Source organism: Paraburkholderia bengalensis (genome assembly GCF_037126505.1).
Lineage (GTDB): Bacteria > Pseudomonadota > Gammaproteobacteria > Burkholderiales > Burkholderiaceae > Paraburkholderia > Paraburkholderia bengalensis.
The window spans coordinates 19,980-42,153 of sequence record NZ_JACFYJ010000070.1 but is presented as its reverse complement, the minus strand read 5'-3'; the positions used below and the strand labels follow the sequence as shown (position 1 = coordinate 42,153).

Below are 22,174 nucleotides of genomic sequence, written 5' to 3'. Positions count from 1 at the left end.
CGAAGCCGCCGCTGCCCGATGCGGCGCCCGACGAACCCGACGAACCCGACGCGCTCGCGCTCGCACCGCCGCTGCTGTTGCCGCTCCCGCGTCCGCCGTTGGGCGCGCAGTCGCCGGCGTTGCCGACACATGTCTTGAGAAGGAACACGGATGCCGCGTCGTCCGCGGCTGTCGTCGATTCTGGTTGTGCGCCCGTCGATGCCGTGTCGTCGACGGCAGGTTGCGTCGCAGCCGACGCCCCGCTGGCAGGCAGGGTGGCATCGGCTGTGACGATCCACTTCGGAACCACTTCCTCGGCGGATGCGGCCTGAACGAACTGGGCCGCCATGAAAGTCCCCGCGCCAACTGCGAAGATTGCCGTACCCCGTAGTGTTAGGTAGTAGTACGTATCAAATGTTCTGGTTCTCATCGCACCCCTCCGACGAAACGACGGTCCGGCAAGCCGTCATTTCATGTCCACTGCTTGTAGTCTGTATTCGCTTGTTCGTGCGCGCCGGGCCGCTTGACGGCGAATCGAGCTTGCGCTCGTCGGCGTGCCGGATCGCCTCGCATGCCTTTTTCGACGGCATGTTGTGCGTGGCGCGCCTTGCCTGCCACTTCGCTGTCTCCGGCTTCTCGTGTGTGCGCGGCGCCCGTCGTCATCGACTTGTGGCGCCTCGCCGCGTGCGAGATCGCATGGTCCGCCCGATCGGCTGTCCTTTCTATGCGCCGTTGCGTCGCTCGTGTCACGGCGCGAAAGCCGCGTGCCCGAGGACTTCGTCGATACCGGCGGCGTCCCATGCGTGACTGTCATTTAGCGATAACCATGCCATTGCGCGCGGACGCCCGTCGCGCGTGGCATCGGCGCGTCGGTCCCGTTGCACGCGCATCGAAACGCGCGAAAAACGTTTCGCACCTGAAACGCGCGCCGCGATTCACGCGGCATTTCGTTTCAAGCGGGTGTGCGTTGCCGCGCGGCGTTCGATAAAGCCGGTTTCAGTTGCGCCGCTGCAGCGCGCGCAACTCATCGACAGGAATGTGGCAGCGGATGCCGTGACCGTTGCCGGCATCGGCGTAGGGCGGGTCTTGTTGCTCGCAGATCGCACCGATCTTGCGCGGGCAGCGCGTCTGGAAGACGCAGCCCGAAGGCGGCGCAGCGGGACTCGGCAATTCGCCCGAGAGCCGGATGCGTTGCGTGTGCGTCGCTGCGCCCGGTTCGCTGTCGAGCGACGGCACCGACGACAGCAGCGCTTCCGTATAAGGATGATGCGGCCCGTCGAACACGGCGGCGGCCGGCCCGATTTCGAGCAGCCGCCCGACGTACAGCACCGCGATGCGATCGGACAGATAGCGCACGACGTTCAGGTCATGCGAGATGAACACGTAGCTCACGCCGCGATCGCGTTGCAGGTCGGCAAGCAGATTGAGGATCGCGGCCTGCACGGACACGTCGAGCGCGGAGGTCGGCTCGTCGCACACGACGATGCGTGGATCGCCCGCAAACGCGCGCGCAATCGCGACGCGCTGCTTCAGGCCGCCCGACAGTTGCCGCGTGCGCGAAGGCAGATAGCGGTCGGGCAACCGCACGGCTTGCGCGAGCGACGCGAGCGCGCTCGCGCGCGTCGCCGCGCAGCGCCGACAGCCGCAATAGCGCGCGCCCGATCAGCCTTCGCACGGAATGCGCGCGGTTGAGCGCCGAGTCCGGATTCTGGAACACGATCTGCAGCGACTTCACCTGATCGTCGTTGCGACGCGTGACGCGCGGCGGCAACGGCGTGCCGTCGAGTTCGATCATGCTGCCCGCGTCGGGCGACACGAGACCGAGCAGCAGTTTCGCGAGCGTCGTCTTGCCGCTGCCCGATTCGCCGACGAGCCCCAGCGTTTCGCCTTCGGCGAGTTCGAGCGACACGTCGTCGACGGCGCGCAGCGCGGCGCCCGCGATGTGGAAGGTCTTCGATACGTTTTGCGCGCGCAGCACGGGCTTCGCATTGCGCACGCTTCGCGCTTGCGTGGGCACGTCGGCAGCCGTGACGCGCGGCAGTTCGATGGCGCGCTCGTGATAGTGACAGCGCGCCATCTGGTCGCCATGCGCGGCGCTCACGCGATACGGCGGCGGCGCTTCGCGGCGGCAACGCTCGTCGGCGAGACGGCAGCGCTCCGCATAGACACAGCCCTGCGTGACGGAACCCGGCTGCGGCAGGCTGCCCGCGATCGTGTCGAGCCGCTCGACGTCCTTGCTGCGGCCGACCGTCGGCAGACAGCGCAGCAGGCCGACCGTGTATGGATGACGCGGCCGCGCGAACACATCCTGCGTCGCGCCTTCCTCGACAAGCTTGCCCGCGTACAGCACGCCCACGCGCTCGCACATCCGGCCGATCACCGCGAGGTTGTGGCTGATGAACAGCACAGCCGTGTGGAACTCCGCGCGCAGTTGCGCGACGAGATCGAGCACTTCGGCTTCGACGGTGGCGTCGAGGCCCGTGGTCGGCTCGTCGAGGATCAGCAGAGCGGGTTTCGACGCGAGCGCCATCGCGATGACGACGCGCTGCTGCATGCCGCCCGACAACTGATGCGGATAGCTGTGCATCACGCGCTCGGGTTCCGCGATGCGAACCTTGCGCAAGATGTCGGCTGTTTGCCGGAGTGCTTCGTCATGCGTCGCGCCCGATGCTTCAAATGCTTCGGCGACCTGGCGCGCGATCGTCAGCGACGGATTGAGGGCGCGCGACGGGTCTTGATACACCATCGAAATCTGATTCGCGCGCATCTCGCGCAACGCGGCGGCGTCGAGCGCGTGCACGTCGCTGCCCGCAATTGAAATGCGGCCCGCCTTCACGCGGCCGTTGCGCGCCAGATAGCGCAGCGTCGCCATCGCAACCGTCGATTTTCCACAGCCTGATTCGCCGACAAGCCCATACGACTCGCCGCGCCGGATGCGAAACGACACGTCCTGCAGCACCTCGCGCTCGCGACCGCGCGTGCGGTACGCGACCGTCAAGCCGACGACGGTGAGGGCATCGGACTGCTCGCTCTTCGAGACGTCGAAGGCGGGAAACGAAGCGGGGGGCACAGGTGGCGACCGTCCGTTCATGCGTCGACGGCTCCTTGAACGGCATCGGCGATCAGGTTCACGCCGACCACCAGCGACGCAATCGCGGCGGCATCGAACACGACGGTCCACCACGCGCCGCCCGCCATCAGCGTGTACGACTCCGACAGCGCGAGGCCCCAGTCGGCGGATGGCGGCTGGATGCCGAAGCCGAGAAACGACAGCGTCGCGACCGCGAAGATCGCGTAGCCGAGCCGCACGGTGGCTTCGACGATGATGGGCGGCAGCACGTTCGGCAGGATCTCCGCGAACATGATGTAGAGCGCGTTCTCGCCGCGCAGTTGGGCGGCCGCCACGTAGTCGAGATGGCGTTCCGCGAACACCGCGGCGCGCACGGTGCGCGCCGTAATTGGGGTGAACGTGATGCCGATCACGAGAATCACGGTCAGATTCGATGCGCCCACGGCCGCCAGCGCGAGCAGCGCGAGCAGCGCGAGCAGCAGCGCGAGCAGCGCGTCGCGCGGCCGACCACGTTGTCGACCCAGCCGTCGAAGTAGCCGACCACGAGCCCGAGCGCGGTGCCCGCGAGCGTGCCGAGCAAGGTGGCGAGCGGGGCGATGGTGAGGATGTCGCGCGCGCCGACGATCACGCGCGACAGCACATCGCGGCCGAGTTGATCGGTGCCGAACCAGTGGCCATGCGCGGGCGGCGCGAGTGAGTTCAGCGGATCGGATGCGAACGGATCGAGCGGCGCGATCCACGTGCCCGCGATTGCGCACGCGATCCACCACAGCACGATCACCGCGCCGACGATGAAAGTCGGCGAACGTAGCAGCATGCGCAACGCGTCGAAGCGGCTGTCTTTCGCGCGCGGCGGCGTGCCGGGACCGGAACCGGGACCGGAGCCGGGACCGGAGCCGGAAGCCGGCGAGGGAAGCGTCGCGCTCATTCGGCGCTCCTCACGCGCAGACGCGGATTGAGCAGCACATACAGCGCATCGGCGGCGAGATTCGCGACCGTATACACCACACCGATGGTCAGCACGCCCGCTTCGAGCATCGGGAAGTCCTTGGCTTTGGCCGCGTTGTAAATCAGCGAGCCGATGCCCTGATAGTGAAACAGCGTCTCCACGACGACGAGCCCGCCGATCATGTAGCCGAGCTGCGTCGCGGCGACGGTGATGGTCGGCAGCAATGCGTTGCGCAGCACGTGTCGGCCGATCACGATATGCGGCGGCAAGCCCTTCAGAATAGCGGTGCGCGTGTAGTCGGCATCCAGCGCCTCGACGGTGCCCGCGCGCGCCATCCGCGCGATGTAGCCGAAGAACACGAACACGAGCGGCAGCACGGGCAGGATCAGATGACGAAGCTGCGTGAAGAGGCTTGCGCCGGGCGGCCACGTTGCGTCGATGGGGAGCCACTGCAGCCACACGCCGAATACGAGTATCAACACGATCGACGAAACGAATTCAGGCACGACCGTCGCCGACAAGCCCGCGATGCTGATCGTGCGATCGAGCCAGCGTCCCGCATGCATCGCGGCCCACACGCCGCCCGCGATGCCGAGCGGCACGACCACGACGAACGCGAGCAAACCGAGCTTCGCGGAGTTCGCCAGCGCGCTGCCGATAAACGGCGCGACGGGCTCGCGAAACGCGTACGACAGCCCCATGTCGCCGCGCACGAAGTGCGTGATCCATTGCATGTATTGCGTGAGAAGCGGCCGGTCCGCGCCGAGCTGATGATTGAGCGCGGCGACGGCGCGCGCATCGGCGAGCGGGCCGAGGATCGCGCGGCCGATGTCGCCGGGCAGCAGTTGGCCGCCCGCGAACACGACACGACCAGCAGCCACAGCGTGATCAGCGACAACCCGACGCGCGTCGCCACGAAGCGCGCGACACGCGCCGCGCCGGACTGGCCGCGAGCGACGGTAGGCGTGGTAACCGTGGACGACATCGAGGTTCCTTGCTCGCGGCGTGGCGCGCGATCAGGCCGTGAGCGTCGCGCGATCGAAATACAGCTGCGCGATCGCGGTGAAGCGCACGCCGTTCAGCTGCTTGCGCGCGGCGATCAGCTGATCGTAGAAGAACGGGAACACCACGGGCGTTTCGTCGAGCAGCAGCGTCTGGATCTGCGCGGAGACTTTCTTCTGCGCGGCGAGATCGAGTGCGGCCACGTAATCAGCGACCAGCTTGTCATACTGCGGGTTCTTGAAATGCGCAGCGTTCCACGTACCCGAGCTCGACAGCGGCGCGTTGAGGAACACGTTCGGCACGCCGCGGCTGCCGTAATCGGTGATGCCGAGCGGCGAATCGAGCCAGTCCGATTTGCCCGGCGTACCCGCGCCGTAATACTGCGACTGGCTCTCCACTTTCAGATTGACGCGGATGCCGACCGCCTTCGCATAGTTCTGCACGACGACGGCAAGGTCGGGAATCTCCATGAACTTTTCGGTCGTGAGCGTGACGTCGAAACCGTTCGGCACGCCCGCTTGCGCGAGCAGCTGCTTTGCCTTCGCAACATCGATCTTGCGCTGCGGCACACCTGCATCCGACGACGGAAACACGGGCGCGAACGGGCTGTCGTTGCCGACCTGCGCGCGGCCCTTGAAGAGACCCTTGACGATCACCTCGCGATCGAGCGACAGCGCGAGCGCCTGGCGCACGCGCTTGTCCTTGAACTGCGGGCTGTCGACGCGCATGTGAATCTGCCGGTGCGCACTCGACTTCACGCCGACCACCTTGAACCCGGGATTGTTAATGAGCCCCTGACCGCCCTGCACGGTGAAGGTGGGCATCACGTCCGCCTGATGACCTTGTAGCGCGAGAATCTGCGCCTGCTGGTCCGCATAGAACGTGAACTGCACGCGCTGCGGCAGCGCTTTTTCGCCCCAATAGTCGGGATTGCGCACGAACGATGCGCCCACTTTCGCCTGATACTTTTCGAGCTTGAACGGTCCCGTGCCGATGAAGGTCTTTTCGTAGCCGCCAGCGTAGTTCGCGGGCAGCATGATCGCGTTGTAGTTATCGGACGAAACGTAGTACGGGAAGTTGCCGTTCGGCGCGTCGAGATGGAACTCGACGGTGTGATCGTCGACGACCTTCGTGCCGCCCTTCGACAGCACGCCCTTCAACGTGGACAGCGCAGCGGACCCTGCAGCGGGATCGGCGAGACGGTCGAAGGTCGCGGCGACGTCCTTCGCGGTGAACGGCTGGCCGTCGTGGAACTTGACGTTCTCGCGCAGCTTGAAAGTCCACACGTCGCCCTTGTCGTTCGGCTTCCACGACAGCGCGAGCGAAGGCCGCAGCGTCTGCTTTTCGCCGTCATCGTCGATCAGGAACTCGCCCGTCTGGTTCAGCAGGCAGAGGCTCGCGGAATCGGTGACCGTCATCGGATCGACGGCGCCCGCGGGCATCAGATGGGCAACGCGGATCGTTGCGTTGACTCCAGCGGCCGCTTGCGCGCGGGCGCTGCGCGGCACGAGCAGTCCGCCGACCGCGAGCGACATCCCGATCACGCTCGCGTAGCGCAGCAGTTCGCGCCGCGTGACGCGGCCAGCCAGAAATTCGTCGAGGGCGTGATGGCCGAGGGCGTCGGCGCTGCGGCGCGTCGCCTCCACGTCGAGCGGTTCGACAAGGTCAGGTGCGAGGCGCGGGTCCGCGGAATTCTTCATCGATAGTGGGTCCGATCCGTTCTGTTGGGACGCCGCCGGCTTTCGCGCGAGGCGCTGCGGTGGTTCTGCGACGACGATGCGGGACCAGTTTAAGCGATTGCCTCCGGATTGGGAGCAATTGCGCCCGCGCACGCTTGCCTTCAGACGAATCGGCGGCGCGGTTGTGTCGCGCGCACAACGGCGCAGTGCGTCTGGCCGCGCGCGGTGCGTGCTGTGGTGGCTGCTGTGGCGGCTGTTTCGGTGCCCCGGCAGCGGGCGCCGCCGTCGCGCGCTTGCGCGCTGTGCGCTCAGCGCGGCGTGGCGGGCCTGCGCCAGCGATGGAACAGGATCGAGCCGATCCAGCACAGCACGAACACGCTGACGATACCGTAGCCCAGCAGGCCAAAGCGCTCGTTGACGGCCGCGACGGCGTCCCACGCGCCGCCGTTTAGTCCGAGCGTGTCGGCTAGCAAGCCGAGTGCCTCGATGCCACCGATCGCGATCGCGACCACCGCCGACACGAACGTGATGCTCGCGTTGTAGTAGAGCTTGCGCTTCGGGTCGTCCATCGCCCAGCTGTATGCGTGGACCATCAGCACGTTGTCGGTGGAATCGACGAGCGTCATGCCCGCCGTGAAGAGCGCGGGAAAGACGAGGATCGAGTAGAGCGGCAGGCCCTTGCCGGCCTCGGCGGCGGCGATCGCGAGCAGGCCGATTTCCGTCGCCGTGTCGAAACCGAGGCCGAACAGCACGCCGACGGGGTACATGTGCCAGCTTTTCGTCACGAGCCGGAAGAGCGGCTTCAGCGCGCGCGACAGCAGACCGGCGGGCGCGCCGCGCGACGCTTCTTCGGGCGTCAGCTGGCCGCCTTGCTGCACGTGCCGGTAGCGGCGCCAGACGTCGCGCAGAATCGTGAGGTTCACGGCAGCGAGCACCAGCAGAAAGCATGACGAAACCATCGTCCCGATCGTGCCGCCGACCGCGTGAAACGCTTCGAAACGTCCCTGCAGCGACAGCGCCGTCAATGCAATGCCGACGGTCGCGGCGATCACGATGCTCGAATGCCCGAGCGAGAACGCGAGCCCGATGCCGAGCGGACGTTTGCCTTGCTGCATCAGCTTGCGCGTGACGGCGTCGATCGCGGCGATGTGGTCGGCATCGACGGCATGGCGCAGGCCGAAGCCATACGCGAGCAGCGCCGTGCCAAGCAGCAGCGGATAGTCGCGAAACGCGATCAGCGCCCACGCCCACGCAGCGAGATTCGCGGTAATCAGTCCGGCGTACAGCGTGACGAGGCGAGGGCGTAGCGAAGAGGTCGGCGTCATATCGTGAGGGCGGCGTCGGCTTTGGGCTTGCGTTCAGTGATCGTGCGGATGCTTGTGGATGGGATCGACCCAGTACACGGTTTCCGGCTGCTCGACGGCATCGATGTTCAGGTTCACGACGACGGCTTCGTTGTCGCTGCGCACCAGCACGCATTCGAGGGGATCGTCGGTGCTGGCGTTGATCTCCTGGTGCGGCACGTACGGCGGCACGAAGATGAAGTCGCCGGGACCGGCCTCCGCTGTGTATTCCAGATGCTCGCCCCAGCGCATCCGCGCTTGACCGCGCACGACATAGATGACGCTTTCGAGCGCGCCGTGATGATGCGCGCCCGTCTTCGCATTCGGATGGATCGTCACGGTGCCCGCCCATAACTTTTGCGCGCCGGCGCGGGCCGCGTTGATCGCCGCGGCGCGGTTCATGCCGGGCGTTTGCGGTGTGTTCGTGTCGAGCTGGTCGCCTTTGATGACCTTGACGCCGTGTTCGCGCCAGTCTGTTTTGGGGTGATCGGCCGGGGTTGGTGTTGGATCTTTGTCGGTGCTCATTACTCGTCTCCTTTGCCCACTTTGATCGTCGTTTATTCTGGCATGGTCAAAAACGTTTTTGTTTTTGGGGTTTGCTGGTATCGGCGTTGCGCCTTCGGCGACACCACGGACCACGGCGGCGAAGTCATCACCGCCACTGGAACCATGCGATATCTGGGTGTCCGCGTCGCCCGTAAGGGGATCTGGTAAGGTGTCCGCAGCACCTGGACATCATTCTTTGGAAAACCAGCTGCCGCTCGGCACCGTGGCAACACAAGAGCAGCGCAAAGCAACTCGCGCATGCCAGCGTAAATAGCAGACATAAAAAAGGCCCGCTCAAAAGAACGGGCCCGCACAACAAAAAAAAGAAACAGCTACTTCGACTTCGAATTGATAATCGCCTCCGACACATTCGTCGGCGTCTCAGCGTACTGCTTGAACTCCATCGTGTAAGTAGCACGCCCTTGCGTCAGCGAACGAAGAGAAGTCGAGTAGCCGAACATCTCCGCCAGCGGCACTTCCGCGCGCACCAGCTTGCCGCCGCCACCGGCGATATCCTCCATGCCCTGCACGATGCCGCGGCGGCCCGACAGGTCGCCCATCACGTTGCCCATGAACTCTTCCGGCGTTTCGACTTCGACGGCCATCATCGGTTCGAGCAGCACGGGCTTCGCCTTGCGCATCGCGTCCTTGAACGCCATCGAGCCGGCCATGCGGAACGCGTTCTCGTTCGAGTCGACGTCGTGGTACGAACCGAACGTCAGCGTCACCTTCACGTCCACCACGGGGTAGCCCGCGAGCACGCCTGCTTTCAAGGTTTCCTGAATGCCCTTGTCGACAGCCGGAATGAATTCGCGTGGAATCACGCCGCCCTTGATCGCGTCGATGAACTCGTAGCCCTTGCCCGGATCGGGTTCGAGCGAGATCACTGCGTGACCGTACTGGCCGCGTCCGCCTGACTGCTTGACGAACTTGCCCTCGACGTCCTCGACCTTGGTGCGCACCGTCTCGCGATAGGCGACCTGCGGCTTGCCGACGGTGGCCTCGACATTGAACTCGCGCTTCATCCGGTCGACGAGAATTTCCAGGTGCAGCTCGCCCATGCCCGAGATGATCGTCTGGCCGGATTCTTCGTCGGTGTTGACGCGGAACGACGGGTCTTCCTGCGCGAGACGATTGAGCGCAATGCCCATCTTCTCCTGGTCGGCTTTCGTCTTGGGCTCGACGGCCTGCGAGATCACCGGCTCAGGGAAGATCATCCGTTCGAGGATGATGATGTTGTTCGGATCGCACAACGTGTCACCCGTGGTCGCTTCCTTCAGGCCGACGGCGGCCGCGATATCGCCCGCGCGCACTTCCTTGATTTCCTTGCGCTCGTTCGCGTGCATCTGAAGAATGCGGCCGAGGCGCTCCTTCTTTTCCTTCACCGGGTTGTAGACGGTATCGCCCGATTCGACCACGCCCGAGTACACGCGGAAAAAGATCAGCTGACCGACGAACGGGTCCGTCATGATCTTGAACGCGAGCGCGGAGAACGGCTCGTCGTCGCTCGGATGACGCTCCGCTTCCTTGTCGTCCTCGGTGTGGCCGAGAATGGCGGGCACGTCCACGGGCGACGGCAGATAGTCGATCACGGCATCAAGCATGGCCTGCACGCCCTTGTTCTTGAACGCGCTGCCGCACAGCATCGGCACGATTTCGTTCGCGATGGTGCGCTTTCTGATCGCCGCCTTGATCTCGTCTTCCGTCAGGCTCTCGTGATCGGTGAGGTACTTTTCGAGCAGCTCTTCGCTCGATTCCGCCGCCGCCTCGACCATCTTTTCGCGCCACTCGTGCGCGAGTTCCTTCAGGTTGTCGGGGATCTCTTCGTACGTGAACTTGATGCCCTGGCTCTCGTCGTCCCAGACGATCGCCTTCATTTTCACGAGATCGACCACGCCCTGAAAATGCTCTTCCGCGCCGATGGGAATCTGGATCGGCACGGCCACGCCCTTCAGGCGCTCGCCGATCTGCTTCTGCACGCGGAAAAAGTCCGCGCCGACGCGGTCCATCTTGTTGACGAACGCGATACGCGGCACCTTGTACTTGTTCGCCTGACGCCATACGGTTTCCGACTGCGGCTGGACGCCGCCGACCGAGTCGTACACCATGCACGCGCCGTCGAGCACGCGCATCGAGCGCTCGACTTCGATCGTGAAGTCGACGTGCCCCGGCGTGTCGATGATGTTGATCCGGTGCTCCGGATAGTTGCCGGCCATGCCCTTCCAGAAGGCCGTCGTGGCCGCCGATGTGATCGTGATGCCGCGCTCCTGCTCCTGCTCCATCCAGTCCATCGTGGCCGCGCCGTCGTGAACCTCGCCGATCTTGTGGGTCACGCCGGTGTAGAAAAGAATGCGTTCGGTGGTGGTGGTCTTGCCGGCATCGATGTGAGCACTGATACCGATGTTCCGATATCGCTCGATAGGAGTCTTGCGGGGCACGTGAACCTCCATGAGTAGGCGCGCCGGTAAATGGCGCCGGACTTTCCGCCTGGTTGCTGCGGGGGCCCGGACGACTCGGTGCTGCTGGTGAGACTATAAGAATAGCGTGTCGCCCCGGCTTTTGCAGGAATCCTGCCAGCGCGCGCCCGGCGGTGCGTTGCGGGCGCGTTGCGGCGCAGCGGACGCAAAAAAGCCGGCGCGCCTTGCGGCTGCGCCGGCTCGTCATGAAGCGGCGACCGTGAACGGTTCGCGCGACGCCTATTGCGGCGCGGGCAGACCCTGAATCTTCATGCCGGGCTTGATGCCCTTCGACTCGAACCAGCCCTTGCTCATTTCGAGCGCATATACGCCGTTGTTTCGCGGGCAATGGTTGTTGGTGGTTTCCGCCTGCATCTCGTCGATGTCGGTGATCGTGCCGTCCGCGCGCATGAACGCGATCGACAGCGGGATCAACGTGTTCTTCATCCAGAAGCAATGCACGGCGTTCTCGCCGAACACGAACAGCATGCCTTCATTCGGCGCAAGTTGCGTGCGATACATCAGGCCTTGCTCGCGATCGGCATCGTTCGCTGCGACGGCGGCGTCGATCACGAACATGCCCGCGCTCAGCTTCGCGCGCGGAAAATCGCCAGCCTGTTTTGCACCCTGAGGCAGCTGCTGCGCGTGAGCGTCCTGCGCGGACAGCGCGGCAAGCGAAACGGCCGACAATGCGGCAATGGGCAATGCAATGGCAATCGCGAAGCGCGCGATCAACGGGCGCAGTGAAAATCGCACGACGTAGCTCCTTGCTGAATATGAACCGCGAATGTTACGCGAGCGCGTCAAAAACAAAAAGGCAGAGAGCCCTGCGGCCATCTGCCTTTCAACGCCGTAAGAACGGCAATACTGCAAATTCTTGACTGCGTTATTGCGACAAACTTATTCCGAAGCTGCCGATGCTGCTGCGGGAGCTGCTGCCTTCTTGTGCGACTTCTTGTGCGAAACCTTCTTCGTTGCCTTGTGCGACGAAGCTGCTGCTGCGGGAGCTGCCGAAGCTGCTGCCGGTGCCGAAGCTTGTGCGAATGCTGCCGTTGCGAAGAGACCAGCGACCAGAGCGGCGATCAGTTTGTTCATTGTGTGAATCCTCAGCTTTAGTTAATTAACCCAATGACCCGGTTAGATTGAGTCATGTCGTTAAACGTGCCGTCATCCTTTCGGTTGACATCCGCATCGAAGAAATTTTCTTTGCGGCTGCGAGCGTTCAGACACCTTCGTACACGTCGTTGGAGCGGCTTGTTTCAAAGGCTCTTGAGGCTGAATGCCGGACAGCTTCAGCGGCATCTGCGTCGAATAACGCGTGACGCGACGACACGGTTGACGAAATTTTCGAGGAATTTTTTGAGATGCGATAAAGAGGCGCATTCAGAGGCGCATTCAATCCGCGTGCGTCGTTTCGCCACCATTTTTCAAACGGCGCAATCGAATAAAAAAGCAATGTCGATACAACGGCTTAGCCACCCGGTGACGCGCGTTTCATAGGGGTGTCGCTTGCTATGCGCGGCCGTCCCACGGCGCGCGCGGCGGCAGTTCCGTACTCTCGCCGGGCTGCAGGCCGAGCGAAAAAATATCGAGCGCGCCGACGCCGACGCGCACGAGACGCAGCGTCGGAAAGCCGACAGCCGCCGTCATGCGGCGCACTTGCCGGTTCTTGCCTTCGGTGATCGACAACTCGATCCACGTTGTCGGAATCGCGGCGCGATAGCGGATGGGCGGCGTGCGCGCCCACAGCGCATCGCCCGGTTCGACGAATTCCGCGCGGCACGGACGCGTCACATAGTCGCCGAGATCGACGCCGCGCGCGAGTATTTTCAGATCGCTCGCGCCCGGCACGCCTTCCACTTGCGCCCAATAGCGCTTGATCAACTTGTGCCGCGGCTCGGCGATGCGCGCCTGCAAGGCGCCATCGTCGGTGAGCAGCAGCAGGCCCTCGCTATCGGAGTCGAGACGGCCAGCGGGATAGACGCCGGGAACCTTCACCCAGTCGGCGAGCGACGCGCGCGTTTCGTGCGGCGAGAACTGGCAGATCGTGCCGAACGGTTTGTTGAGAGCGAGCAGGGTCATGCGCGGACGATGCGTGATGCCAGAAGGCGGGATTCTAATGCATAATCGAGTTCGGCCATTCTTATGTCTTATATAAGATATAGGACATCGGATTTGTGTTTCGGATGCCGGCGCTGCATTTGGGCGTATCAGTGGTCGTGCCAGGCACGAGGTCTGCCGGACGTGGGCTAGAATAGCCGCCTGGCCGCTGCTGCACCGGCATCCCGCAGCAGCGTAGCGCCTTGGCTCGCGCGACAAGAAAGGGCGCCCCGGTTTCGCAATTCCAACCTGTTCTCACAGCACAGCTATCACTGGAGTCCGATCATGGCGTATCAGCACATCACGGTTCCGGCAGACGGTGACAAGATCACAGTCAACCCGGATTTCTCGCTCAACGTTTCCGACCAGCCGATCATTCCGTACATCGAAGGCGACGGCACGGGCGTCGACATTACGCCCGTGATGATCAAGGTCGTCGATGCGGCTGTCGAAAAGGTCTACGGCGGCAAGAAGAAGATCCACTGGATGGAAATCTACGCGGGCGAGAAGGCGACCAAAGTCTATGGTCCCGATGTATGGCTCCCGGACGAAACGCTGCAGGCCGTGAAGGAATACATTGTGTCGATCAAGGGACCGCTGACGACGCCCGTCGGTGGCGGCATCCGCTCGCTGAACGTCACGCTGCGCCAGGAGCTCGATCTGTATGTGTGTCTGCGTCCCGTGCAGTATTTCAAGGGCGTGCCGTCGCCGCTGCGCGAGCCGGAGAAGGTCAACATGGTGATCTTCCGCGAGAACTCGGAAGACATTTACGCGGGTATCGAGTGGCCGGCGGGTTCGCCCGAAGCGAAGAAGGTCATTCAGTTCCTGCGCGACGAAATGGGTGTGAAGAAAATCCGCTTCCCCGATTCGTCGGGTATCGGCGTGAAGCCGGTATCGCGCGAAGGCACCGAGCGTCTCGTGCGCAAGGCGATCCAGTACGCGATCGACCACGATCGCCGCACGGTCACGCTGGTGCATAAAGGCAACATCATGAAGTACACGGAAGGCGCATTCCGCGACTACGGCTACGCGCTCGCGCAGAAAGAGTTCGGCGCGGAGCTGATCGAAGGCGGCCCGTGGATGAAGCTGAAAAATCCGAAGACGGGCGGCGACATCGTCGTGAAGGATGTGATCGCCGATGCGTTCCTGCAGCAGATCCTGTTGCGTCCCGCCGAATACGACGTGATCGCGACGCTGAATCTGAACGGCGACTACATCTCGGACGCGCTCGCGGCGCAGGTGGGCGGCATCGGCATCGCGCCGGGCGCGAACATGTCGGATACCGTCGCGATGTTCGAAGCGACGCACGGCACCGCGCCGAAATACGCGGGCAAGGACTACGTGAATCCGGGCTCGGAAATCCTGTCGGCGGAAATGATGCTGCGGCATCTGGGCTGGACGGAAGCGGCGGACGCGATCATCAAGTCGATGGAAAAGTCGATTCTGTCCAAGCGTGTCACGTACGACTTCGCGCGCCTGATGGAAGGCGCGACGCAGGTGTCGTGCTCGGGCTTCGGCCAGGTGATGATCGACAACATGTAGGCGCCGTCCGCCTGATCGTGTGCTGGTTGTGCCTTGAGCGGGACCCCGGCGTGCGCAGGCCCGCCGGGGTTTCGTCTTGAGCCTGCGTTTCACGTTCGCGTTCGCGCGATCAACGCGGCGAACCGGGCTGCGTTATGATCGGGCGATTCCTTTCCCTGTTTTCGCATCGCTTGTTTCGCGGGTTATCGCACATTTTCTGTTCGCAGACGTGATGAAGCTCTGGCGCAATTTCTGCGCACGCATTGTCGTCGCGCTCTTGCTCGCCTTGTCCGGGGTGCAGGGCGCGCCGGCGTGCGAGCCTCACTCTGCGCCGGTTCGGGCCACGGGCATCCACGCGCCGTGGCGCGCCAGCCAGGCGGCGCCGCATTGCGCCGTGTCAATGGACATGAGCGGATCGGGTTCTCCTTGCCAGCGCGACCACTCGCTGTGCTGCATCACGGCGTGCGGCGCGCATTGCGGTGCGCATTGCAGCGGATTGGTGTCGGGTGTCGCCCCGCCCGCGCGGGTCGCGTCGACGGAACGGCCCAAGGCCGTCAGCGATGCCGCGCGCGCCAGCGTCACACGCGCACCGCCCGTGCGGCCGCCCATCGCGTGAACGTGTCGTGTCGGCGCTTTCAGCTAGCGCTACCCGAACCGATGCGTGAGTCAATCCTTCACGCCCGTCGTCACACGATTCATGCGGTCCGCGCGATCGCCTGATTGCCGCGCCGCATCAGCAAGGAACCGATCCATGATTCGCAGGGATTTTCTCGCTCGCACGTTGAGCGTCGCCGTCGCGTCGCTTTTTGCGCGCAACGTCTTCGCGCAGCACTCGATGCACGACATGCACGGCATGTCCGGCATGTCGGATATGGACGACATGCCGGGAATGTCGCCGTCTCACCCGAGACCGCCCGCCGGCCAGAAAGCGGCCGCGCTCGCCCCCGAAACGGCCTTGCCCGCAGGCGCGCCGCTTGCCGCGTTGCGCAAGCTCGCGAACGAAAGCAGCGAGCCGGGCGTATTTCGCGCGACGCTCGTCGCACAGCCCGAGCGCCGCCAGTTGATGCCGGGGCATCCGACCGCGATGTGGCTATACGGCGATGCGCCGCAAGGGCCGACTTCCTCCCGCACTGCCGGCCCGCTGTCCGGCCCGCTAGTCGGTCCGCTGATCGACGTGCGCGAAGGCGATACCGTCGAAATCCGCTTCGTCAACCGGCTGCCGCAGCCGTCGACGATCCACTGGCACGGCCTGCCCGTCCCGCCCGATCAGGACGGCAATCCCACCAGCCCCGTCGCGCCCGGCGCGAGCCACGTGTATCGCTTCACATTGCCGCCCGGCAGCGCCGGCACATACTGGTATCACCCGCATCCGCACATGATGTCGGCGGAGCAGGTGTTTCGCGGGCTGGCCGGGCCGATCGTCGTGCGCGCCGCCGACGACCCGCTCGCCGCATTCCCCGAGCGCCATCTGTTCTTCTCCGACCTAAAGTTGGCAAGCGACGGCTCCGTCGCGCCGAACGACATGATGGACTGGATGAACGGCCGTGAAGGGCAATTCGTGCTGGTGAACGGCGCGCGCCGGCCGCGCATCATCGTTGCGCAGGACGAGCGCTGGCGTCTGTGGAATGGGTGCAATGCCCGTTATTTGAGATTGTCGCTGGGCGACACGCTGACCTTCACGCAGGTCGCCACCGATGGCGGCCTGCTTGCTGCGCCCCGCGACGGCTTGACGGAACTGCTGCTCGCGCCCGGCGAGCGCGCCGAGATCATCGTGCGCGCGGGCGCGCAGCCCGCGGCGGCCGTGCTGACCGCCGCCGCATACGACCGCCGCAAGATGACGATGACGAAAGGCGGCAGCCTGCCCGCCGATCCGGCGAAACCGCTCGCCGATGTCCGCTTCGAGCCGGGCGCGTCGGCAGCGGCCCCCGCGGTGCCCGCAACGCTGCGTCCGATCGCGCCGCTGCTGTCATCGAGCGGTCACACGATTGAAACAGGAAGTCCGACGCCGCAAAAATCGGTGGTATTCACGGAAGCCATGGATATGTCGGCGATGCACCGGCCCGGCGCGTCGATGTCGGCGCTGCCGGCCGGCATGCGGTTCATGATCAACGACGCGAGCTTCGATCCGTCGCGCATCGCGCTGACCAGCCGTCGCGGCGAAGTGGAAGTCTGGTCGATCGAGAATCGCACCGACATGGATCATCCTTTCCATCTGCACGGCACGCAGTTTCAGGTGATCGCGCGGGAGCGGGGCGGGGCGAGCACGGCCGAACCGTTTCTCGCATGGCGGGATACCGTCAACGTCCAGCCGGGCGAGGTCGTGTGCATCGCGACGGTTCAACGCGATGCCGGCGAGCGCATGTTCCATTGCCACATACTGGAACACGAAGATCTCGGCATGATGGCGACCCTCAAGGTTGTCTGATCGCTGCCGTAGTTATCGATAGACGCGTTGCTCACGCCAGAAACGAAAAAACCCGGCATAAAGCCGGGTTTTCCAAGGCGCGGAACCGAACGGTATCAGGCAGCAGCCTGAATGTTCGATGCCTGTTTGCCCTTCGGGCCTTGAACGACCTCGAAGCTCACCTTTTGGCCTTCCTTGAGGGTCTTGAAACCGTTCATCTGGATAGCCGAAAAGTGCGCAAACAGATCCTCACCGCCTTCGTCGGGCGTAATGAATCCGAAACCTTTCGCGTCGTTGAACCACTTGACCGTACCAGTTGCCATACCAACTTCCCCTGTAACTCAAAAGCTGCCACGAGCCCTCGAAAAGCTCAACGACCGCGGGATGCAGTCGTCCCTCCTCACAAGCTCACCAACGGCATTTTTTCGTATAGACCGCTTATTGAAAAAAGTGCCAGCTTGATTGTTGAGGCTCTTTATTCGAGTGTCAAGAAAATTTTGAGACGCTCAATTGTTCGTTGTAAAGAACCAATTTCCAGGGTTTCTCCCGCTTTTCTTATGTGCGGTGGCGCAAGCGGCGCGTCTTGAAAAGTCGCATAATCGACTCACATGCCTTTCTACGGCGAGAGGCCGGTGCAATATGGCGTGTCATCAGCTTGCTGGCGCGGGTTGTGCGATACTCGATCCGACTGCAGCTATTACGCTGTATGACAGATTTCCCGGAGGGTCGCCACCGCAGGCGGCCCCGCGCAGAGCGCACCCGCAAGAGCTGCTCCACAGGGCCGGAGGGAACGAATGTCCGGCCAGACGGTCGGGTTTTGACAGGATTGCGGGCCTGTCCGAGTTGTTTAGAATGGGTGTATGGCGATTATCCCGGACAAGCAGGACAACACCGTACTGGAGCGGCAGGAACAAAAGCTGAAGCCGCCTGCCATGTTCAAGGTGGTGCTGTTGAATGACGATTTCACGCCGATGGAATTCGTCGTGATGATCGTGCAGGAATATTTCAATAAAGATCGTGAGACCGCAACGCAGATCATGTTGAAGGTCCATCGCGAAGGCAGGGGAGTTTGTGGGGTCTACACGCGGGACATCGCGTCGACCAAAGTCGAGCAAGTCGTTACCCACGCACGGCAGGCCGGGCATCCGCTGCAGTGTGTGATGGAGGAAGCATGATTGCCCAGGAACTGGAAGTCAGCCTGCACATGGCGTTCATGGAAGCGCGCCAGGCGCGGCATGAGTTCATTACGGTCGAACATCTTTTGCTGGCGCTGTTGGACAATCCGACGGCGGCCGAAGTGCTGCGCGCTTGCGCGGCCAACATCGAAGACCTGCGTCAGAACCTGCGCAACTTCATTCACGACAATACGCCGACCGTTCCGGGCACCGACGACGTCGATACGCAGCCCACGCTGGGTTTCCAGCGTGTGATCCAGCGCGCGATCATGCACGTCCAGTCGACCTCGAACGGTAAGAAGGAAGTGACGGGCGCCAACGTGCTCGTCGCGATCTTCGGCGAGAAGGACTCGCATGCCGTCTACTACCTGCAGCAGCAGGGCGTGACGCGCCTCGACGTCGTCAATTTCATTTCGCACGGCATCGCGAAGACGAACAGCTCGGAAGCTGCGAAGTCGACGGACGCGAACGCCGAGTCGGACGAAGCCGCCGCGCAGAAGGAAACGCCGCTCGCGCAGTTCACACAGAACCTGAACCAGATGGCGAAGGACGGCCGCATCGATCCGTTGATCGGACGCGAGGCGGAAGTCGAGCGCGTCGTGCAGGTACTGTGCCGCCGCCGCAAGAACAATCCGCTGCTGGTCGGCGAGGCCGGCGTCGGCAAGACGGCGATCGCGGAAGGGCTCGCATGGCGCATCACGCGCGGCGAAGTGCCGGACATTCTGGTGGACGCGCAGGTCTATTCGCTCGACATGGGCGCACTGCTCGCGGGCACGAAGTATCGCGGCGATTTCGAGCAGCGCCTCAAGACGGTTCTGAAGGAACTCAAGGAACGTCCGAACGCGATCCTGTTCATCGACGAGATTCACACGCTGATCGGCGCCGGCGCCGCATCGGGCGGCACGCTGGACGCCTCGAATCTGCTGAAGCCGGCGCTGTCGTCGGGCACGCTCAAGTGCATCGGCGCGACGACGTTCACGGAATTCCGCGGCATCTTCGAAAAGGACGCAGCGTTGTCGCGTCGTTTCCAGAAGATCGACGTGACCGAGCCGAGTGTCGAGCAGACGGTGGCGATCCTGCGCGGCCTGAAGTCGCGTTTCGAAGAACACCACGGCGTGAAGTATTCGTCGGGCGCGCTGTCGGCGGCGGCTGAACTGTCGGCGCGTTTCATCACGGATCGTCACTTGCCCGACAAGGCAATCGACGTGATCGACGAAGCGGGCGCGGCGCAACGCATCCTGCCGAAGTCGAAGCAGAAGAAGACCATCGGCAAGAGCGAGATCGAAGAGATCATTTCGAAGATCGCGCGCGTGCCGGCGCAAAGTGTGTCGCAGGACGACCGCAGCAAGCTGCAGACGCTCGACCGCGATCTGAAGGCTGTCGTGTTCGGCCAGGACCCGGCCATCGACGCGTTGTCCGCGTCGATCAAGATGGCGCGCGCGGGCCTCGGCAAGACGGACAAGCCGATCGGCGCGTTCCTGTTCTCCGGCCCGACGGGCGTCGGCAAGACAGAAGTGGCGCGGCAACTGGCGTTCACGCTGGGGATCGAGCTGATCCGCTTCGACATGTCGGAATACATGGAGCGTCACGCGGTGAGCCGTCTGATCGGCGCGCCGCCGGGATACGTCGGTTTCGACCAAGGTGGTCTGCTGACGGAAGCCGTGACGAAGAAGCCGCATTGCGTGCTGCTGCTCGACGAAATCGAGAAGGCGCATCCGGACATCTACAACGTGCTGCTGCAGGTGATGGATCACGGCACGCTGACGGACAACAACGGACGCAAGGCCGATTTCCGCAACGTCATCATCATCATGACGACGAATGCGGGCGCTGAATCGATGCAGAAGTCGACGATCGGTTTCACGACGCGCCGCGAAACGGGCGACGAAATGGCCGACATCAAGCGGATGTTCACGCCGGAGTTCCGCAATCGTCTGGACGCGACCATCAGCTTCCGCTCGCTCGATGAAGAAATCATCATGCGCGTGGTCGACAAGTTCCTCATGCAACTGGAAGATCAGCTGCATGAGAAGAAGGTCGACGCGCTCTTCACCGACGCGCTGCGCAAGCATCTGGCCAAGCACGGCTTCGATCCGCTGATGGGCGCGCGGCCGATGCAGCGCCTGATCCAGGACACGATCCGCCGCGCGCTGGCCGACGAGCTGCTGTTCGGCAAGTTGATGAACGGCGGCCGCGTGACGGTCGACGTCGATGCCGACGACAAGGTCCAGCTGACGTTCGACGAAAACTCGGCGCCGCCGCGCAATCCGAATCCGGAAGCGGTGGAAGTCGACTAAGCGTCTACCTTCCGCTCAAAGCAAAAACAGACGGCGTGGGTTTCAAACCCCACGCCGTTTTTATTTGCCTCGCTGCGCGGCAATCAGCAACGAAGAAAACGTCAGTGCTTGCCGGTGCTGCCGAAGCCGCCCGCGCCGCGCTCGCTCGTCTCGAAGTCGTCGACGATATTGAACTCCGCCTGCACGACGGGGACGATCACCAGCTGCGCGAGACGTTCCATCGGGTTCAACGTGAACGTGGTCGTGCCGCGGTTCCACGTCGAGATCATCAGTTGGCCTTGATAATCCGAATCGATCAGCCCGACCAGGTTGCCGAGCACGATGCCGTGCTTGTGGCCGAGACCCGAGCGCGGCAGGATCAGTGCCGCATAGCCGGGATCGCCGACGTGGATCGCGAGCCCCGTCGGCACCAACGCCGTCTGGCCGGGTTCGAGCGTCAACGGCGCGTCGAGGCATGCGCGCAGGTCGAGGCCCGCGCTGCCCGTCGTTGCGTAAGCGGGGAGTTGTTCGCGCATGCGCGGGTCGAGAATCTTGAGGTCGAGTTTCATGCAGTCGGGTGAGAGGTTGACGAGGTGAAGTAATCCAGCAGAGTCATTTGCCGAGTTCGAATTCGGCGGCGAGCAGCTCGTAGGAGCGCAGCCGCGCGCGATAGCTGCCCGCGACCGTCAGCACGATCAGCTCATCGGCGTCGAACTGTTCTTGCAGCGCGCGCAGCCGTTCGCCGACGGACTCCGGCGTGCCGATGATGCTGCGCGGCTTTTCTCGATCGATGATCAGCCGCTCGCGCTCGCCGTATTCCTGCGCGAGTCCTTGCGCGATCGACGGAACGGGCGCGTTCAGGCCGTACGCCATCTGCACGCGGCGCAAGTCGACGGCTTTTTCGAGGTCGGCGGCTTCCTGTTCGGTGTCCGCGCAGATCACGAACACGGCGGCGGCAAGATAGGGCTTCTGCTCGTGGCCGGCTTTGAAGCGTTCGCGATACGCCTGCGCGACGGCGTGCCCGAAATGCGCGTTGATGAAATGCGCGAACGAAAACCGGATGCCCAATTGCGCGGCGAGCATGCCGCCGAAGTCGCTGGAGCCGAGCACCCAGAGTTGCGGCCGGGTGTCGACTTGCGGCTGCAGCAGCACGCCATGCGCGAGATGATCGGACGGCAGCGTGCCGTCCATCAGCGCGACGAGGTCGCTCACTTGCTGCGGGAAGTGTTCGCCGCGATCGTACGCACCTGCCGCGACAGCCTGCGCGGTGCGCATGTCGCCGCCCGGCGCGCGCCCGACGCCCAGATCGATGCGACCCGGAAACAGCGCCTCAAGCATCATGAACTGCTCCGCGACCTTGAACGGGCTGTAGTAGGGCAGCATGATGCCGCCTGAGCCGATGCGGATGCGCTTCGTCACGCTGCCGAGGCGCGCGAGCATGACTTCGGGGCAAGGATTCGATACGCCGTACAAGCCGTGATGTTCGGCGCACCAGTAGCGCGTGTAGCCTAGGTCGTCGGCGAGTTGCGCGAGTTCGATGGTCGCGGCGATCGCGTCGGCGACCGTGTACCCGTCGATCACGGGCGTCTGGTCGAGCACGGAGAGCAGGGTCATGGCAGCACCAGTGCGTTAGCTGAGGGATCGTGGTCGAGCGTGGTCGTTACGACGGCGAGT

The 22,174-nt window shown here is 63.8% G+C and carries 15 protein-coding genes and 4 pseudogenes; 4 read left to right on the top strand and 15 right to left on the bottom strand.

The features are described 5' to 3' along the window. The 11 genes and pseudogenes from H3V53_RS30810 to H3V53_RS30755 form a co-directional block, all read right to left on the bottom strand. A pseudogene (locus tag H3V53_RS30810) lies at nucleotides 1-409 on the bottom strand (hypothetical protein); the annotation flags it as partial. Nucleotides 410-975: 566 nt separating this feature from the next. Then, a pseudogene (locus H3V53_RS30805) lies at nucleotides 976-3,070 on the bottom strand (ABC transporter ATP-binding protein). Beyond that, nucleotides 3,067-3,866, bottom strand: a pseudogene (locus H3V53_RS30800) (ABC transporter permease). The pseudogenes H3V53_RS30805 and H3V53_RS30800 overlap by 4 nt, the downstream one beginning before the upstream one ends. Before the next feature lie 107 nt (nucleotides 3,867-3,973). Beyond that, a pseudogene (locus H3V53_RS30795) lies at nucleotides 3,974-4,983 on the bottom strand (ABC transporter permease). A gap of 31 nt (nucleotides 4,984-5,014) precedes the next feature. Further along, nucleotides 5,015-6,700, bottom strand: coding sequence for an ABC transporter substrate-binding protein (locus H3V53_RS30790; protein ID WP_336601083.1), 1,686 nt, complete (start codon nucleotides 6,698-6,700; stop codon nucleotides 5,015-5,017). Nucleotides 6,701-6,987: 287 nt separating this feature from the next. Continuing rightward, nucleotides 6,988-8,004, bottom strand: a complete 1,017-nt coding sequence (locus tag H3V53_RS30785) for a HoxN/HupN/NixA family nickel/cobalt transporter (protein WP_336601082.1) — start codon at nucleotides 8,002-8,004, stop codon at nucleotides 6,988-6,990. 33 nt (nucleotides 8,005-8,037) lie between these two features. Further along, the gene (locus H3V53_RS30780; RefSeq protein WP_336601085.1) at nucleotides 8,038-8,547 is read right to left on the bottom strand and encodes a cupin domain-containing protein; all 510 of its coding nucleotides are present in this window, start codon (nucleotides 8,545-8,547) and stop codon (nucleotides 8,038-8,040) included. 353 nt (nucleotides 8,548-8,900) lie between these two features. After that, nucleotides 8,901-11,006 (bottom strand): elongation factor G, encoded by a 2,106-nt coding sequence (gene fusA, locus H3V53_RS30770; RefSeq protein ID WP_336601081.1) that lies wholly within the window; start codon nucleotides 11,004-11,006, stop codon nucleotides 8,901-8,903. Nucleotides 11,007-11,264: 258 nt separating this feature from the next. After that, the gene (locus H3V53_RS30765) at nucleotides 11,265-11,780 is read right to left on the bottom strand and encodes a DUF192 domain-containing protein (RefSeq protein ID WP_336601080.1); all 516 of its coding nucleotides are present in this window, start codon (nucleotides 11,778-11,780) and stop codon (nucleotides 11,265-11,267) included. A 144-nt stretch (nucleotides 11,781-11,924) separates the two neighbouring features. Continuing rightward, entirely contained in the window at nucleotides 11,925-12,119 is a 195-nt protein-coding gene (locus H3V53_RS30760; RefSeq protein WP_336601079.1) for a hypothetical protein, read from the bottom strand. A 417-nt stretch (nucleotides 12,120-12,536) separates the two neighbouring features. Further along, nucleotides 12,537-13,106, bottom strand: a complete 570-nt coding sequence (locus H3V53_RS30755) for a pseudouridine synthase (RefSeq protein ID WP_336601078.1) — start codon at nucleotides 13,104-13,106, stop codon at nucleotides 12,537-12,539. Between the two features lie 303 nt (nucleotides 13,107-13,409). Here H3V53_RS30755 and icd point away from each other — a divergent pair, with 303 nt between their 5' ends. Then, complete coding sequence (gene icd, locus H3V53_RS30750; protein ID WP_336601077.1) at nucleotides 13,410-14,666, top strand: NADP-dependent isocitrate dehydrogenase; 1,257 nt, start codon at nucleotides 13,410-13,412, stop codon at nucleotides 14,664-14,666. A 300-nt stretch (nucleotides 14,667-14,966) separates the two neighbouring features. Here the strand turns inward: icd and H3V53_RS30745 are convergent, their stop codons facing one another. After that, a complete protein-coding gene (locus H3V53_RS30745) occupies nucleotides 14,967-15,254 on the bottom strand; it encodes a hypothetical protein (protein WP_336601076.1) in 288 nt (95 codons plus the stop codon). Nucleotides 15,255-15,396: 142 nt separating this feature from the next. Between H3V53_RS30745 and H3V53_RS30740 the strand changes: the two genes are divergently transcribed. After that, nucleotides 15,397-17,070: a multicopper oxidase family protein gene (locus H3V53_RS30740; protein WP_336601075.1), complete on the top strand. Its 1,674-nt coding sequence runs from the start codon at nucleotides 15,397-15,399 to the stop codon at nucleotides 17,068-17,070. A gap of 95 nt (nucleotides 17,071-17,165) precedes the next feature. Here H3V53_RS30740 and cspD read toward each other — a convergent pair whose 3' ends face one another. Then, complete coding sequence (gene cspD, locus H3V53_RS30735; protein WP_017776809.1) at nucleotides 17,166-17,372, bottom strand: cold shock domain-containing protein CspD; 207 nt, start codon at nucleotides 17,370-17,372, stop codon at nucleotides 17,166-17,168. A 537-nt stretch (nucleotides 17,373-17,909) separates the two neighbouring features. Here cspD and clpS point away from each other — a divergent pair. Both clpS and clpA read left to right on the top strand, forming a co-directional pair. Continuing rightward, nucleotides 17,910-18,224, top strand: coding sequence for an ATP-dependent Clp protease adapter ClpS (gene clpS, locus H3V53_RS30730; protein WP_012399982.1), 315 nt, complete (start codon nucleotides 17,910-17,912; stop codon nucleotides 18,222-18,224). Beyond that, nucleotides 18,221-20,521 carry an ATP-dependent Clp protease ATP-binding subunit ClpA gene (clpA, locus tag H3V53_RS30725; protein ID WP_054916882.1) on the top strand — a complete coding sequence of 767 codons (2,301 nt, stop codon included), beginning with the start codon at nucleotides 18,221-18,223 and terminating at the stop codon, nucleotides 20,519-20,521. Before clpS ends, clpA begins: the two co-directional genes overlap by 4 nt. Before the next feature lie 101 nt (nucleotides 20,522-20,622). Here clpA and dut read toward each other — a convergent pair whose 3' ends face one another. Then, a complete protein-coding gene (dut, locus tag H3V53_RS30720; RefSeq protein ID WP_054916881.1) occupies nucleotides 20,623-21,069 on the bottom strand; it encodes a dUTP diphosphatase in 447 nt (148 codons plus the stop codon). Nucleotides 21,070-21,112: 43 nt separating this feature from the next. Continuing rightward, nucleotides 21,113-22,114 (bottom strand): LLM class flavin-dependent oxidoreductase, encoded by a 1,002-nt coding sequence (locus H3V53_RS30715; RefSeq protein ID WP_336601074.1) that lies wholly within the window; start codon nucleotides 22,112-22,114, stop codon nucleotides 21,113-21,115. Nucleotides 22,115-22,174: the final 60 nt, after the last annotated feature.